Annotated in this window: 17 protein-coding genes; all 17 read left to right on the forward strand. The window is 71.5% G+C overall.

Translation table 11 applies throughout. The features are described from left to right. Positions 1 to 35 precede the first annotated feature (35 nt). The 17 genes from rpoZ (at position 36) to lgt (ending at position 15533) form a co-directional block, all read left to right on the forward strand. Positions 36 to 302 (forward strand): DNA-directed RNA polymerase subunit omega, encoded by a 267-nt coding sequence (gene rpoZ, locus SOM11_RS03245; RefSeq protein ID WP_192060321.1) that lies wholly within the window; start codon positions 36 to 38, stop codon positions 300 to 302. Positions 303 to 460: 158 nt separating this feature from the next. After that, on the forward strand, positions 461 to 1690 hold the full coding sequence (metK, locus tag SOM11_RS03250; RefSeq protein WP_243213383.1) for a methionine adenosyltransferase: 1230 nt from the start codon (positions 461 to 463) through the stop codon (positions 1688 to 1690). A gap of 35 nt (positions 1691 to 1725) precedes the next feature. After that, positions 1726 to 3741: a primosomal protein N' gene (locus tag SOM11_RS03255; protein ID WP_320477178.1), complete on the forward strand. Its 2016-nt coding sequence runs from the start codon at positions 1726 to 1728 to the stop codon at positions 3739 to 3741. A 14-nt stretch (positions 3742 to 3755) separates the two neighbouring features. Further along, the gene (gene fmt / locus SOM11_RS03260) at positions 3756 to 4763 is read left to right on the forward strand and encodes a methionyl-tRNA formyltransferase (protein ID WP_320477179.1); all 1008 of its coding nucleotides are present in this window, start codon (positions 3756 to 3758) and stop codon (positions 4761 to 4763) included. After that, complete coding sequence (locus SOM11_RS03265; RefSeq protein WP_320477180.1) at positions 4760 to 6136, forward strand: RsmB/NOP family class I SAM-dependent RNA methyltransferase; 1377 nt, start codon at positions 4760 to 4762, stop codon at positions 6134 to 6136. The genes fmt and SOM11_RS03265 overlap by 4 nt, the downstream gene beginning before the upstream one ends. Before the next feature lie 63 nt (positions 6137 to 6199). Further along, complete coding sequence (gene rpe, locus SOM11_RS03270; RefSeq protein ID WP_192060325.1) at positions 6200 to 6865, forward strand: ribulose-phosphate 3-epimerase; 666 nt, start codon at positions 6200 to 6202, stop codon at positions 6863 to 6865. Then, on the forward strand, positions 6862 to 7125 hold the full coding sequence (locus tag SOM11_RS03275; protein ID WP_320477181.1) for a phosphoribosyl-ATP diphosphatase: 264 nt from the start codon (positions 6862 to 6864) through the stop codon (positions 7123 to 7125). The genes rpe and SOM11_RS03275 overlap by 4 nt, the downstream gene beginning before the upstream one ends. Positions 7126 to 7216: 91 nt before the next feature. Beyond that, the gene (gene hisG, locus SOM11_RS03280) at positions 7217 to 8056 is read left to right on the forward strand and encodes an ATP phosphoribosyltransferase (protein ID WP_243213393.1); all 840 of its coding nucleotides are present in this window, start codon (positions 7217 to 7219) and stop codon (positions 8054 to 8056) included. 1 nt (position 8057) lies between these two features. Next, positions 8058 to 8852 carry an imidazole glycerol phosphate synthase subunit HisF gene (gene hisF / locus SOM11_RS03285; protein WP_320477182.1) on the forward strand — a complete coding sequence of 265 codons (795 nt, stop codon included), beginning with the start codon at positions 8058 to 8060 and terminating at the stop codon, positions 8850 to 8852. Further along, positions 8849 to 9241: a phosphoribosyl-AMP cyclohydrolase gene (gene hisI / locus SOM11_RS03290; protein ID WP_320477183.1), complete on the forward strand. Its 393-nt coding sequence runs from the start codon at positions 8849 to 8851 to the stop codon at positions 9239 to 9241. The genes hisF and hisI overlap by 4 nt, the downstream gene beginning before the upstream one ends. Next, positions 9228 to 10757: an anthranilate synthase component I gene (locus SOM11_RS03295; RefSeq protein WP_320477350.1), complete on the forward strand. Its 1530-nt coding sequence runs from the start codon at positions 9228 to 9230 to the stop codon at positions 10755 to 10757. Before hisI ends, SOM11_RS03295 begins: the two co-directional genes overlap by 14 nt. Further along, positions 10757 to 11371 (forward strand): Trp biosynthesis-associated membrane protein, encoded by a 615-nt coding sequence (locus SOM11_RS03300; RefSeq protein WP_192060330.1) that lies wholly within the window; start codon positions 10757 to 10759, stop codon positions 11369 to 11371. Before SOM11_RS03295 ends, SOM11_RS03300 begins: the two co-directional genes overlap by 1 nt. A gap of 40 nt (positions 11372 to 11411) precedes the next feature. Next, positions 11412 to 11666, forward strand: coding sequence for a DUF6704 family protein (locus tag SOM11_RS03305; protein WP_192060587.1), 255 nt, complete (start codon positions 11412 to 11414; stop codon positions 11664 to 11666). Next, positions 11667 to 12440 carry an indole-3-glycerol phosphate synthase TrpC gene (gene trpC, locus SOM11_RS03310; protein ID WP_192060331.1) on the forward strand — a complete coding sequence of 258 codons (774 nt, stop codon included), beginning with the start codon at positions 11667 to 11669 and terminating at the stop codon, positions 12438 to 12440. Next, positions 12440 to 13648 carry a tryptophan synthase subunit beta gene (gene trpB, locus SOM11_RS03315; RefSeq protein ID WP_243213402.1) on the forward strand — a complete coding sequence of 403 codons (1209 nt, stop codon included), beginning with the start codon at positions 12440 to 12442 and terminating at the stop codon, positions 13646 to 13648. Before trpC ends, trpB begins: the two co-directional genes overlap by 1 nt. Then, entirely contained in the window at positions 13645 to 14457 is an 813-nt protein-coding gene (gene trpA, locus SOM11_RS03320) for a tryptophan synthase subunit alpha (protein WP_414655443.1), read from the forward strand. The genes trpB and trpA overlap by 4 nt, the downstream gene beginning before the upstream one ends. A 74-nt stretch (positions 14458 to 14531) precedes the next feature. Next, positions 14532 to 15533 (forward strand): prolipoprotein diacylglyceryl transferase, encoded by a 1002-nt coding sequence (gene lgt, locus SOM11_RS03325; RefSeq protein WP_243213403.1) that lies wholly within the window; start codon positions 14532 to 14534, stop codon positions 15531 to 15533. Positions 15534 to 15778: the final 245 nt, after the last annotated feature.

Here is a 15778-nt window from a genome sequence, read left to right on the forward strand (position 1 = left end):
ACGCCGAGACAACGCACCACGAACGAGGAGTAACCATGGCCGACAAGAACAAGGGCATCATCGATCCGCCCATCGACGAGCTGCTCTCGAAGGTCGAGTCGAAGTACGCGCTCGTCATCTTCGCGTCGAAGCGCGCCCGTCAGATCAACGACTACTACGCCGACCTCCACGAGGGCAGCCTGTTCGACAACGTCGGCCCGCTCGTCGACAGCACCATCGACGACAAGCCGCTGTCGGTCGCCATGCACGAGATCAACGAAGACCGGCTCGAGGTCAAGCCGCTCGCCGTCACAGCCGACTAGGCATCCGCCGCCCACAGGCGGCACGTCACGGGACGACCAGCTGTCAGGGGTCGGTCCTAGACTCTGACGAGGCCCCCGGGAGACCATCCCGCGGGGCCTCGTCACGTCCCACGGCACGATGCATCCGTCGAGCCGACCATGAGCCACGAGGGGTCCCCTTGACCACGACCGACACCACCAGCACGAGCCGTACGACTCCGACGGGCCTCCGTCTCTTCACCTCCGAGTCCGTGACCGAGGGCCACCCCGACAAGATCTGCGACCAGATCTCCGACGGCATCCTCGACGCTCTGCTGGCCGTCGACCCCGCCAGCCGGGTCGCCGTCGAGACCATGGTCACGACGGGTCTCGTGCACGTCGCCGGAGAGGTCACCACCAAGGGCTACGTCGACATCCCGACGATCGTCCGCGATCTCATCGTCGGCATCGGCTACGACTCGTCGGCGGTCAGCTTCGACGGCCGCACCTGCGGCGTCGAGGTCTCGATCGGCTCGCAGTCGCCCGACATCGCGCAGGGCGTCGACTCGGCGCTCGAGGCGCGGGGCGGCGACGACGACGTCCTCAACCGCCAGGGTGCGGGCGATCAGGGCATCATGTTCGGCTACGCCACGAACGAGACGCCGCAGTACATGCCGCTGCCCGTCTGGCTCGCCCACCGTCTCGCCGAGCGACTCGCCTCGGTCCGCAAGACGGGCGAGCTCGACTACCTCCGACCCGACGGCAAGACCCAGGTCACGGTCGGCTACGACGGCGTCGTGCCCGTCACGGTCGACACCGTCGTGCTCTCGACGCAGCACTCGCCGAGCGTCTCGAGCGCTCAGCTCGAGAGCGACGTGATCGAGCACGTCATCCGTCCCGTGCTCGCCGACGCGGGGCTCGACTCGAGCGGCACGCGATTCATCATCAACCCCACCGGGCGCTTCGAGATCGGCGGGCCCCAGGGCGATGCCGGGCTCACCGGCCGCAAGATCATCGTCGACACCTACGGCGGCGCGAGCAGGCACGGCGGCGGGGCGTTCTCGGGCAAGGACCCGTCGAAGGTCGACCGGTCCGCCGCCTACGCCATGCGGTGGGTCGCGAAGAACGCCGTCGCAGCAGGTCTCGCCGACCGCCTCGAACTGCAGATCGCCTACGCCATCGGACGCGCGGCCCCGGTCGGTCTCTACGTCGAGACGTTCGGCACGGGTCACGTCTCCGACCAGGTGATCATCGACGCCATCGGCGAGGTCTTCGACCTCCGCCCGGCGGCCATCATCCGCGACCTCGACCTGCTGCGCCCGATCTACGCGGCGACGTCGACCTACGGCCACTTCGGCCGCGACCTGCCCGACTTCACGTGGGAGGCCCTCGACCGCGTCGACGCGCTGCGGGCCGCCGCCGGGCTCTGATCATCGGTGACCCCGCCACGCCGTCCGAGAACCCCGTGAGCGCGACGTCCGCCGAGACCCCCGGTCGGCCCGTCGCCCGTGTGCTCGTCGACTCGCCGCTGCCGCAACTGGATCGTCTCTTCGACTACCGCGTCCCCGCGCGTCTGGTCGGGCAGGTCGTCCCGGGCATCCGGGTCAAAGTACCGCTGCGATCCGCCGGCCGTATCGCCGACGGATTCGTGGTCGACGTCGTCGACGGATCCGACCATGCGGGCGAGCTCAGCGAAGTCGACGACATCGTGTCCGAGGTGCCCGTGCTGGCCCCCGAGGTCTGGCGGCTCGCCCGGGCGGTGGCCGACCGCGCCGGCGGCTCCGCGAGCGATGTCCTGCGCCTCGCCGTGCCTCCTCGGCAGGTGCGGGTCGAGAAGGCCTGGGCCGCCGCGCGCCTCGCGGCGGAGGGTGCCGACGAGCCGGTCACGGCGCCCGAGCCCGTCGTCGCCCAGGCCGTCACCGCGTACCGGGCCGACTCGCTCCACGATCTCGTCCCCGCGAGGGGCCGGGCCGCCGTCGACGCCGTCCCCCTGCTGGTCGAACTGGCCGACGACGGCGCGTGGGTCGGCCACTGGGCCGTCACCGCCGCTCAGCTGGCCACGGTGGCGCTGGCGGCGGGCGACAACGCGATCATCGCCGTCCCCGACTACCGAGACGAAGATCACGTCCTGCGGGCCCTCGCCGCGGTCGTCCCGTCCGAGGCGATCGTCCGTCTCGACTCCCGGCAGTCGAACGCCGACCGGTACCGGGCGCTCCTCCGTGCCCGCGGCGACGACCCCGTCGTCATCGTCGGCAACCGCTCGGTCCTCCTCGCGCCGTCGGCTCGTCTCGGCGTCATCGTCGTCTTCGACGACGGCGACCCTCTCTTCTCCGAGCCGCTCAGCCCCTACGTGCACGCCCGCGACACCGCGCTCGTCCGCCAGGCGCAGCAGGACACGGCCCTGGTCTTCCTGGGCCACGCCCGGAGCACCGACGTCCAGCGCCTGGTCGAGCTGGGCTTCCTCGCCGAGGTCCGCCCCGATCCGCGGTACCAGCCAAAGGTGATCCCGACGTCTCAGCAGTCCGCGCACGACGGCTTCGCCGCGCGGGCACGGATCCCCTCCACGGCCTGGACGGAGGCCCGAGCCGCCGTCGAGCACGGACCGGTCCTCGTCCAGGTGGCTCACCCGGGCTACTCTCCGCGGCTCGCCTGCACCGAATGCGGCGACACCGCGCGCTGCCTGCGCTGCAACGGTCCGGTCGTCCAGCGCGAGCAGGGCGCCCAACCCGCCTGCTCCTGGTGCGGAGCACTCGCGGTCGGCTGGCACTGCAAGACCTGCGAGGGCACGGCGATGAAGGCCGTCGGCGCCGGTGCGTCCCGCACGGCCGACGAACTCGGCAAGGCCTTCCCGGGGGTCCGCGTCATCGTGGCCGACGGCACGCGACCGATCACCCACGTCGACGACGCGCCCGCGCTGGTCGTCGCCACGCGCGGTGCCGAGCCCGTCGCCCCCGGCGGCTACCGGGCGGTCCTCCTCCTCGACGGGGAGCGCATGCTGGCGAGAGAGAGTCTCCGAGTCGCCGAAGACTGTCTCCGCTGGTGGGCCAATGCGACGGCTCTCGCGGCTCGACGCGCACCCGTCGTGCTGGTCGGGGTCGGGGGAGCCCTGGCCTCCGCGCTGGCCACCTGGGAGCTCGCCCGCTTCGCCTCCTCCGAGCTCGCCGACCGTCGGCAGCTGCGCTTCCCGCCGGCCGTCCGCGTCGCGACGGTGACGGGCACCGTCGACACCGTCGCCCGAGCCCTCGGCGAGCTCCCCGACGAGGTGCGGGCCGAGACGCTCGGCCCCGTCGACGTGCCCGAGGCCGGGGTACGCGCCATCGTCCGCTTCGACGTGCGGCGCGGCGGCGAGGTGGCGCAGATCCTCAGGTCGCAGGTGATCCGGGCGGCCACCGAGCGTCGCAAGGCCATCGGTCAGAAGCGCGGTCGTGCCGTCCCTACACTCAGAGTGCGGTTCGACGACGTCGAGCCGTTCACCGATTGAGTTCAGGAACCCCCGTGCGTCTCGTCTTCGCCGGCAGCCCCGCCGCCGCCCTCCCGTCCCTCCGCGCCCTCGCCGAGAGCGAGCACGAGATCGTGGCGGTGCTGACCCGCAGCGACACCCCTCAGGGCCGCAAGCGCGTGCTGACGCAGACACCGGTCGCCGTCGAGGCCGAGCGTCTCGGTCTGCCCGTGGTCAAGGCGCGTCGGATCACCGACGACGTGACCGAGCACCTCCGGGCACTCGACGCCGACCTCGGCGTCATCGTCGCCTTCGGGGCGCTGCTGCGCGAGCCCGTGCTCTCGCTGCCTCGACTCGGCTGGGTCAATCTCCACTTCTCGCTCCTCCCGCGGTGGCGCGGGGCGGCACCCGTCCAGCGCGCCCTCATGGCCGGCGACGAGGTCACGGGGGCCGTCGTGTTCCAGCTCGTCCCCGAGCTCGACGCCGGCGACGTCTACGGCGTCGTCGAGCAGCGTCTCGACGGCGCCGAGACCGCGGGCGGCCTGCTCGACGACCTCTCGGTCTCCGGTGCGGAGCTGCTCGAGCGCACGGTCGCCGACCTCGCCTCGGGCACGGCCGTGGGCGTCGCGCAGACCGGCACGGTGACGCTGGCCCCCAAACTGACCCTCGACGACGGGGCGCTCGATCTCGGGCGGCCCGCCGGCGAGGTCCTCGACCGGTGGCGGGGGGTCACGCCCGAGCCAGGGGCGCACGTCCCCTTCGAGGGCGCCCGCCTCAAGATCCTCGAGCTGCGCGCCGTCGAGTCGCCCGATCTCGCCGTCGACCCGGCACCCGGCGCCCTCTCGCTGTCCGGCCGCCGCCTCCTCGTCGGCACGGCCACCGCGCCCCTCGAGCTGATGAGGGTCCAGCCCGCCGGCAAGAAGGCCATGGCGGCGACCGACTGGTTCCGCGGGCTGTCCGGCGATGACGCCCCGCGCCTCCTCGTGACCGCGAGCGACTCGGCACCCGACCCGGGCGGACCCGGCCGCCCCTCCGACCCCCTCGACGAAGGAGACCGCTCATGAGCCGTGTCCAGCCCGCCCGTCGGGTCGCCCTCGACGTCCTCCGCGCCGTCTCCGACGACGACGCCTACTCGAACCTGCTTCTCCCGTCGCGCATCGCCCGTGCCCGTCTCGACGCCGCCGACGCGGGTCTCGCGACCGAGCTCACCTACGGCACGCTGCGCCTCCAGGGGTACTACGACCTCGTCATCGCGATCGCCGCCCGACGGCCCGTGTCGAAGATCGACCCGGCTCTCCTCGACGTCCTGCGGCTGGGCGTCCATCAGCTGCTCTCGACGAGGGTCGCCACGCACGCCGCGGTCGACGAGTCGGTCGAGCTCGCCCGCGAGGTCGGCAGTCGATCGGGCACCGGCTTCGTGAACGGGGTCCTCCGCACCGTCTCCCGCACCGACCCCGGGGTCTGGCGCGAACGCGTCCTCGAGGGCGCCCGGGGTGCCGACGAGGCGCTGGCCGCCGAGTGGTCGCACCCGGCGTGGGTCGTGCGGGCCTTCCGTCAGGCGCTCACCGCCGAGGGGCGGGGCGACGAGCTCGTCGAGCTGCTCGAGGCCGACAACAGGGCCCCGCGGGTGAGTCTCGTGGCGTTGCCGGGGCTGGCCGCGGTCTCCGAACTGGGAGGCGTGGGTGGCGTCCTCTCGCCCGTCGCGGCGACCAGCGGCGGCGGAGATCCGGCGAGCCACCCCGCCGTCCGAGACGGACGCGCCCGGGTTCAAGACGAGGGGTCGCAGATGGCGGCTCTGCTGCTGAGCCGCCACCGCCCGATCGCGGACGGCGAGCGGTGGCTCGACATGTGCGCCGGGCCGGGCGGCAAGGCGGCGCTGCTCGGTGCGGAGGCGGCCGGAGGCGGCGCGCGGCTCCTGGCCAACGAGCTCGTCCCGGCGCGGGCGGGACTCGTCCGTCAGGCGCTCGAGCCCGTCCCCGGCGGCGTGCAGGTGGTCGAGGGCGACGCGACGCGCTTCGGCGCGGAGCAGCCCGAGTCGTTCGACCGCATCCTTCTCGACGCGCCCTGCACGGGGCTCGGCGCCCTCCGCCGCCGTCCCGAGGCCCGCTGGCGCAAGCAGCCCCGCGACGTCGGCGAGCTCACCGCCCTGCAGGCCCGCCTTTTCGCCAGTGCGATCGACGCCCTGGCACCCGGGGGAGTCCTCGCCTACGTGACGTGCTCGCCTCATGTCGCCGAGACCCGGGCCATCGTCGAGACCGGCGTGCGGGGTCGCGACGACCTCGCCGTCGTCGACGCGACCGCCTCAGCGGAGACGATCGTGGGCGCACCCGTCGACCTCGGCTCGGCGCCGTACGTCCAGCTCTGGCCGCACCGGCACGGGACGGACGCGATGTTCGTCGCACTCGTCGAGAAGCGGCGTCGACCCTCGCCGTCCTGACGCGGCGCCGATCGTCGCCCTCGTGACGCGGCGCCGGACGGGTGGCCCCGCTAGGCTCGTCGGGTGTCCGTCCGCATCAGCCCCAGCATCCTCTCGGCCGACTTCGCCAACCTCGAGCGCGACCTCCATCGCATCGGCGACGCCGATCTCGTCCACGTCGACGTCATGGACGGCCACTTCGTGCCGAACCTGACGCTCGGGCTCCCGGTGGTCGAGCGCCTCCAGCAGGTCAGTCCGCTGCCTCTCGACGTGCATCTGATGGTCGACGACGCCGACCGCTGGGCTCCTCGGTACGCCGAGCTCGGTGCGTTCTCCGTGACGTTCTCGGCCGAGGCCGCCGCCGATCCCGTCGCCACGGCGCGCGCGATCCGCAGCACGGGGGCTCGCGCCTCCGTCGCCGTGAAGCCCGGCACCGACATCGCGCCGTACCTCGAGACGCTCGACGAGTTCGACATGATCCTCGTCATGACGGTCGAGCCCGGTTTCGGCGGCCAGTCGTTCATGACCGAGACCATGCCCAAGCTGGCCCGCGCTCGTGAGGCTGTCGACCGGTCCGGGCTCGACGTCTGGCTCGAGGTCGACGGCGGCATCGACGTCACGACGATCGTCACGGCGGTCGCGAACGGGGCCGATACGGTCGTCGCCGGCTCGGCCGTCTACGGCGGCGAGCCGTCGGAGCGCATCGCGGCTCTCCGTGCCGCTGCCGCGACGGTAGCCTTGACCTCGTGAAGACCTTCGACGAACTGTTCGCAGAGCTCAGCGACAAGGTCCGCGACCGCCCCCAGGGGTCGGGAACGGTGGCTGAGTTCGATGCGGGCGTGCACCAGATCGGCAAGAAGATCGTAGAAGAGGCCGCCGAGGTGTGGATGGCCGCCGAGTACGAGGGCGACACGGCGACCTCCGAAGAGATCTCGCAGCTGCTCTACCACCTGCAGGTGCTGATGCTCGCCAAGGGGCTGACCCCCGCCGACGTGTACCGACATCTCTGATCCGTCTCCGCAGCCCCGCGAGACCGTCGTCCACCGGCGGTCCGACGTCATCCGGCCCCGACGGGCCGACCAGAGAGAACAGAGTCACCACATGCTCCGCGTAGCAGTGCCCAACAAGGGCTCCCTCAGCGAGACCGCGACGGCCATGCTCGGCGAGGCCGGGTACACGGGTCGCCGCGACACCCGCACGCTCCACGTCGAGGACCCTCGCAACGGCGTCGAGTTCTTCTACCTCCGTCCGCGCGACATCGCGACCTACGTCGGCTCGGGTGCGCTCGACGTCGGCATCACGGGCCGCGACCTCCTCCTCGACTCGCACTCGCCCGCGCACGAGGTCGCCCCTCTCGACTTCGGCGGCTCGACCTTCCGCTTCGCCGGTCCTCCCGGGCGGTTCACCGACCTGCGTGAGCTGCAGGGCACCCGGGTCGCCACGAGCTACGCGGGTCTCGTCGGCTCGTTCCTCGCCTCGCACGGGGTGACCGCGAACCTCGTCGGTCTCGACGGTGCGGTCGAGAGCGCAGTCCGCCTCGGCGTCGCCGACGCCGTGGCCGACGTCGTGTCGACCGGCGGCACCCTCCGGGCGGCGGGCCTCGAGATCTTCGGCCCCGTCATCCTCGAGTCGACGGCCGTGCTCATCGCCTCCGACGAGAGCGTCGACGGGCTGGCCGTGCTGCACCGCCGCCTGCAGGGCGTGCTCGTGGCGAGGCAGTACGTGATGATGGACTACGACATCCCGGTCTCCAAGCTCGACGCCGCGACGGCGATCGCGCCGGGCATGGAGTCCCCGACGGTCGCGCCCCTCCACGACGCCGAGTGGGCGGCCGTGCGGGTGATGGTGAAGCGGACCGACACGAACCAGGTGATGGACGCCCTCTACGACCTCGGCGCCCGGGCCATCCTCGTCAGCCCGATCCACGCCGCGAGGCTCTGAGATGACCGCCGCCGACCCGACGCTGGCCGTCCGGGTCATCCCGTGCCTCGACGTGGCGGCCGGTCGCGTCGTCAAGGGCGTCAACTTCCTCGATCTCCGAGACGCGGGCGACCCCGTCGAGCTCGCGCGCACCTACTACGAGCAGGGTGCCGACGAGATCACCTTCCTCGACGTCACCGCGACGGTCGACGAGCGCGCGACCATGTACGACGTGGTCCGCGCCACGGCCGAGCAGGTCTTCATCCCGCTCACGGTCGGGGGCGGGGTCCGCTCGACCGACGACGTCTCGCGTCTGCAGGCCGCGGGTGCCGACAAGATCGGCATCAACAGCGCGGCGATCGCCCGACCGGCCCTCGTCGGCGAGATCGCCGACCGCTTCGGCGCCCAGGCCGTCGTGCTCTCGCTCGACGTGAAGCGCTCCCCGCGAACCCCGTCCGGCTTCGTGGTGACGACCCACGGCGGCCGCACCGAGACCGATCTCGACGCGCTGGTCTGGGCACGAGAGGCGGTCGAGCGCGGTGCCGGCGAGCTCCTCGTCAACTCGATCGACGCCGACGGCACCCGTGAGGGCTTCGACCTCGAGCTGGTCGCATCGATGCGCGCCGTCAGCCGTGTCCCCGTCGTCGCTTCAGGAGGCGCGGGTGCGGTCGAGCACTTCGCCCCCGCCATCCAGGCGGGCGCCGACGCGGTGCTCGCCGCCTCCGTCTTCCACACCGGTCAGCTGACCGTCGACGACGTCAAGCGCGAGCTGGCAGCGTCCGGCATCCTGGTCCGTCGATCGCAGGAGCACTCATGACCGCCCCCCTGACCCGCGAGTCCGCCGCACCGGTCGTCGCCCGCGCGCGCTTCGACGCCGACGGGCTGCTGCCCGCCATCATCCAGGAGGAGTCCTCCCGAGACGTCCTCATGATGGGCTGGATGGACGCCGAGGCGTTGATCCGCACGCTGACCGAGGGCCGGGTCACCTTCTGGTCGCGGTCCCGTCAGGAGTACTGGCGGAAGGGCGACACCTCGGGTCACGCGCAGTTCGTCCGCTCGGCGGCGCTCGACTGCGACGACGACGTCCTGCTCGTCACCGTCGAGCAGATCGGGGCCGCCTGTCACACCGGCGCGCACTCCTGCTTCGAGGTCGGCCCGTTGTCGCCGGTCACGGCCACGTCGATCGACGGAGATCCTCGTGTCTGACCGGGGCACCACCTCCCGGGCCGAGTTCGACGCGGCCCTGTCCGGCCACCGCGTCGTCCCGGTCGTCCGCGACCTCTTCGGCGACGGCGAGACGCCGGTGGGCGTCTACCGGAAGCTCGCGGCGGGGCGACCCGGCACGTTCCTGCTGGAGTCCGCCGAGCAGGGCGGCATCTGGTCGCGCTGGTCGTTCGTCGGCGTGTCCTCCTTCGGCGTGCTCACCACCCGCGGAGACGACGTCGAATGGATCGACTACGGCATGAGCCGCGAGCGTGCGCTGGGCGATACGACCGGGCGACCCCTCGAGGTGCTCTCCGCGCTCTTCGAGCGCTGGCAGACGCCGCGCCTCCGCGAGCTGCCGCCCCTGACCGGTGGGCTCGTCGGCTTCATCGGCTGGGAGGCCGTCCGCGAGCTCGAGTCGCTGCCCGACGCGCCGCCCGCCGAGTTCGAGGTCCCGTCCCAGGCCCTCAGCTTCGTGAGCGAGCTGGTGGCGCTCGATCACCGCACCGGCGCCGTCATGCTGATCGCCACGGTGCTGAACGACGAGACCGACACCTCCGACGCCCTGTGGGCCGACGCGCAGTCGCGCCTCGACGGTCTGCAGAGTCGTCTGGCCGAGCCCAGCGAGGCGTTCCTCTCCGACGTCGATCTCACGATCGCCCCCGACCCGGTCCGACGCACGAGCGACGCCGAGTACGGGGCGGCCATCGAGCGGTCGAAGCAGTACATCCGCGACGGCGACGTCTTCCAGGTGGTCGTGTCGCAGCGGTTCGACCACGAGCTCACGGCCGATCCGCTCGACGTCTATCGCGTCCTCCGCACTCTCAACCCGAGCCCTTACATGTACCTCGTGAGCCTCGACGACGTCGACGGTCGGCCCTACTCGATCGTCGGATCGTCGCCCGAGGCCCTGGTCAAGGTCGACGGACGGCGCGCCTACACGCACCCCATCGCCGGTTCGAAGCCGCGTGGCGGCAACCCCGAGGAGGATCAGCTGCTCGCCGACCAGCTGGCCTCCGACCAGAAGGAGCGAGCCGAGCACCTGATGCTCGTCGATCTCGCCCGCAACGACCTGCTCAAGGTCTGCACCCCGGGTTCCGTCGAGGTGACCGAGTTCATGCAGGTCGAGCGCTTCAGCCACATCATGCACCTCGTGTCGAGCGTCGAGGGGGATCTCGCGCCGGGGCGCAACGCCATCGACGCCTTCCGGGCCACGTTCCCCGCAGGCACCCTGTCGGGCGCGCCCAAGCCCCGCGCCCTCGAGATCATCGACGAGCTCGAACCGGCGCAGCGGGGGGTCTACGGCGGGGTCGTGGGCTACTTCGACTTCGCCGGTTCGGCCGACGTCGCGATCGCCATCCGCACCGTGCTCCTGCAGGGCGGCACGGCGCGGGTCCAGGCCGGCGCCGGTCTCGTCGCCGACAGCGATCCCGTCGCGGAGAACGAGGAGGCGCGCAACAAGGCCGCGGCCCCCTTGCGTGCCGTGGCCGTGGCCAACGCCATGACGAGGCTCGTCTGATGAGCGCCCGCCGCATCAAGCTCACCACCATCCTGCTCGGGATCCTTCTGGCTGCCGTGGTGCTCCTCGCCTGGACGCAGCCGTGGTTCGAGCTCGCGATCAGCCTGCCCCAGGGCGGCTCCGACCGCGTGACGGCCAGCGGAGACGTCGCCGGCGGCGCCCTGTCGGCGCTCTCGCTCGCGAGCCTCGCCCTGTTCGCCGCGCTGACCATCGCGGGTCGCGTCTTCCGCATCGTGCTCGGCGTGCTGCAGACCCTGCTCGGCGTCTGCGTCGCCCTCGGGGCCGGAACATCCCTGGCCGACCCGATCGGCGCCTCCGGAACCCCCATCACCACGGCGACCGGCGTCGAGGGGGCCGAGTCGCTCGTGTCGCTCGTCGACTCCGTCTCGGCCACGCCCTGGCCGTGGGTGGCGCTGGTGACCGGCATCGTCTCGGCGCTGCTCGGCGTCGCCGTCGTCGTCCTCTCGGGGATGTGGCCCCAGGCCACCCGGAAGTACTCGGCGACCCGGCTCGTGGCCGCCGATCCCGCGACCGACCCGGCCGCCGCCTGGGACACCCTCTCGAGCGGGGACGACCCCACCGAGAGTCCCGACGAGACGGCCCGCAGCCGGTAGACTCGTCGCGTCCCATCTTGATCCAAGGAGCACCGTGAGCATTCAGACGAAGCCCGACGACCGCCACGAGGCCGCCGAAGACCTCGGTCACGGCAACTCGCCCGCCGCGTGGACGGCTGTGATCATCATGCTGGTCGCTTTCTCCATCGGCACCGTCGCCTTCTTCCTCGCCATCCCGTGGATCGTCTGGGCCTCCGCCGGGCTCGTGATCGTCGGGCTCGTCGTCGGGCTCGTGCTCAAGCGCGTCGGGTACGGCGTCGGCGGTCACCGCTATGTCCCGAAGGCGCACAACTAAGTGCTGGAAGACCTCTACGCCGGCTCCCTGGCCGATGCCGAGGCCCGGCGTGAGCTGGTGCCGTTCGCGTCGGTCGAGGCGGCCGCCCTCGAACGTCCTGCGGCACTCGACGCCCTGGCCGCGCTCCGACCCGACGAACGCGTCAAGATCATCGCCGAGGTGAAGCGGGCCAGCCCGTCCCGCGGCGATCTGTCCGACATCGCCGATCCCGCCTCCCTCGCCGTCTCGTACGCGACGGGTGGGGCCAGCGCGATCAGCGTCCTCACCGAGGGTCGCCGATTCAAGGGCACCCTCGCCGATCTCGAGGCCGTCCGACAGGTCGTCGACGTCCCCGTGCTCCGCAAGGACTTCATCGCCGACCCGTACCAGGTCTTCGAGGCGCGTGCCGCAGGCGCCGATCTGGTCCTCCTCATCGTCGCCGGCCTCTCGCAGCCCAGACTCGTCGAGCTGCACGAGCTCGTGCGGTCGCTCGGTATGACCGCGCTGATCGAGACCCACTCGGCCGACGAGGTCCGACGCGGTCTCGACGCCGGCGCCGAGCTGCTCGGCGTGAACGCCCGCGACCTCTCGACGTTCGAACTCGACCGCGATCTGTTCGGTCGACTCGCCGACGGCATCCCGTCCGGTGTCGTCCGCGTCGCCGAATCCGCCGTCGCGTCACCCGACGACGTCGCCCACTACCGTCGCGCCGGCGCCGATGTCGTGCTCGTGGGCGAGGCCCTCGTCACGCACGGCGACCCGGTCGACGCACTCACCCGCTTCCTGGAGGTCTGATGGCACTGCGCGACGAGACGGGGCCCTACTTCGGCTCCTTCGGGGGGCGCTTCGTCCCCGAATCCCTGGTGGCCGCACTCGACGAACTCGACTCGGCCTACAAGGCCGCGGCGGTCGATCCCGAGTTCCAGGCGGAGCTCCGTGCCCTGCACGCGACGTACACGGGTCGACCCTCGATCATCACCGAGGTCCCGCGCTTCGCCGAGCACGCCGGCGGGGCGCGCGTCATCCTGAAGCGCGAAGACCTGAACCACACGGGTTCGCACAAGATCAACAACGTGCTCGGACAGGCGCTGCTCGCCCGCAAGCTGGGCAAGACCCGGCTGATCGCCGAGACGGGCGCCGGGCAGCACGGTGTGGCGACCGCCACCGCGGCCGCCCTGTTCGGCATGTCCTGCGTCGTGTACATGGGCCAGGTCGACACCGAACGTCAGGCCCTCAACGTGGCCCGCATGCGCCTCCTCGGGGCCGAGGTCGTCTCGGTCACGACCGGGTCGCGCACGCTGAAGGACGCCATCAACGACGCGATGCGCGACTGGGTCGCCAGCGTCGACACCACGCACTACGTCCTCGGCACGGTCGCCGGTCCGCACCCCTTCCCGGCGATGGTGCGCGACTTCCACAAGATCATCGGCGAAGAGGCTCGCGAGCAGGTCCTGGCGCTCACCGGGTCGCTCCCGGACGCCGTCACGGCGTGCGTCGGCGGCGGGTCGAACGCCATGGGCATCTTCCACGCGTTCCTCGACGACCCCTCGGTCGAGCTCTGGGGCTACGAGGCCGGGGGAGACGGCGTGGAGACCGGTCGTCACGCTGCGTCGATCACCCTGGGTCGGATCGGCAACCTGCAGGGCACCAAGTCGTACCTCATGCAAGACGAAGACGGGCAGACGCTCGAGAGCCACTCGATCTCGGCCGGCCTCGACTACCCGAGCGTCGGGCCCGAGCACGCCTGGCTCGCCGAGAGCGGACGGGCCCACTACGAGCCCGTGACCGACGCCGAGGCGATGGCCGCGTTCAAGCTCCTCACTCAGACCGAGGGCATCCTGCCCGCGATCGAGACGGCGCACGCCCTCGCCGGCACGATCAAGCTCGGTCAGCGTCACCCCGACTGGACGATCCTGGTCTCGATGAGCGGCCGAGGCGACAAAGACGTGGCGACCGCCAGCCGCTACTTCGGCGTCCTCGACGAGCAGGCGCAGCAGCTGTGAGCGGCGCCGACGCCCCCACGGGCAGCAAGGTGGCGGCGGCCATCCGAGCTCGTCGCGAAGCCGGGTCCGGCGCCGTGATCGGATACCTCCCCGTGGGGTTCCCCGATCTGGCGACGAGCATCGAGGCCGCCGTGACGCTCGCCGAGAACGGCATCGACGTCATCGAGCTGGGCATGCCGTACTCCGATCCCGTCATGGACGGACCGGTCATCCAGGCTGCCACGCAGAAGGCACTCGCCGAGGGCTTCCGAGTCCGCGACGTCTTCACGGCCGTCCGCGAGATCACCTCCCGTGTCGACACCCCGGTCGTCGTCATGACGTACTGGAACCCGGTCGAGCAGTACGGCGTCCAGCGCTTCGCCGACGACCTCGCCGCTGCGGGCGGTGCCGGTCTCATCACCCCCGACCTCATCCCCGACGAGGGCTCCGTGTGGATCGCCGCCGCCGAGGCCGCCGACCTCGATCGGGTCTTCCTCGCCGCGCCGTCCTCCAGCGAGGCTCGACTCCGCCAGTCGGTGGAGGCCAGCCGCGGATTCGTCTACACGGTGTCGACGATGGGCATCACCGGCACCCGCACCGACGTCGATTCCGCGGCGCACACCCTCGTCGACCGCCTTCGTGAGGCAGGTGTCGAGTACGCGTGCGTCGGTCTGGGCATCTCGACCGCCACCCAGGTGCGTGAGGTCCTCGCCTACGCCGACGGGGCGATCATCGGCTCGGCCTTCGTGCGCGCCCTCGCCGAGGGCGGGCTCGACGCCCTCGCCGAGGTCGCAGCCGATCTGTCGTCGGGCGCCACCGTCTCACGCTGACTCCTGCTCGCGCTAGAGTCTTCCCGCGTCGGCCCGCCGACACCCCGTGTTCCCCGTGAAAGGCGTTTCCGCCCGTGTTCGTTCCCCTGAGCATCCCGAGTCCGTCCGCCGAATGGCAGTACTTCGACGTGACGGCCTGGATCAACGAGACCTTCGGCGCCTCGGTGCCGGGTTCGCTGCGCATCCACGCCTACGCCCTCTGCATCCTGGCCGGCATCGTCATCGCCGGCATCATCACGAACCAGCGTCTGAAGCGCCGCGGGGCCGAGAGCGGCGTCGTGATCGACGTCATGCTGTTCGCCGTTCCGCTCGGCATCATCGGCGGTCGCTTCTTCCACGTCATCACGCACCCGGGCGACTACTTCTCGTCGCCCGACCAGTACGTCCACGTGTTCTTCATCTGGGAGGGCGGTCTCGCGATCTACGGCGCCCTCCTGTTCGGCGCCCTCGGCGTCTGGCTGGGCTGCCGGTACTCGGGTCTGCGCTTCTGGACCTTCGCCGACGCCCTGGCCCCCGGGCTTCTCGTGGCTCAGGCCTGCGGTCGACTGGGCAACTGGTTCAACAACGAGCTCTTCGGCATGCCGACCGACCTGCCCTGGGGTCTCGAGATCCAGTCGAGCAACCCGGCGTACCCCACCGGGCTCCCCGAGGGCACGCTGTTCCACCCGACGTTCCTCTACGAGATCGTGTGGATGCTCGCGGGTGTCGCGATCCTGCTGCTGATCGAGCGCAAGACCACTCTCGAATGGGGCAAGGCGCTGTCGTTCTACCTCGTCTGGTACGGCATCGGCCGGGCCTGGTTCGAGTCGATCCGCACCGACCCCAGCCTGCTCTTCTTCGGCATCCGCACCAACGTCTGGATGAGCTTCGCCGCCATCCTCCTGGGCATCGTCATCTACGTCGTCGCCACGCGACGGCACCCCGGTCGGGTGCCCAGCGCCTACGCCCCAGGGCGGTCCCCGATCGATCGCGACACTGAGCTAGACTCGCGACGCACGGAAGCGGACGACGACGACCCCGAACTCGTCGCCGTCGGAGCATCGGACGACACCGCCGATACGACACCGCGGTCCTAGGGCACACAGCCCCGGTACCACCGCACCAGGCCAGGGATCCCACGACTCGACCGAGTCACGGCCTCCCTCCAGCCGGAGCCGCTCCCGCATCGAGAACCACCTCACGACCGCCACAAGCTGTCAGGGCAACTCCGCTGAGCCGAAGCACCACCGGACAACCGATCCACCGTCCGGTCGGCGACCGACGTCAGCCGCACCTCCGCGGCGACGTCCAGTGACACGGGCCGACGACGTCCCGACTCCTA

The organism is Frigoribacterium sp. CFBP9029 (assembly GCF_034045305.1).
Taxonomy (GTDB): domain Bacteria; phylum Actinomycetota; class Actinomycetes; order Actinomycetales; family Microbacteriaceae; genus Frigoribacterium.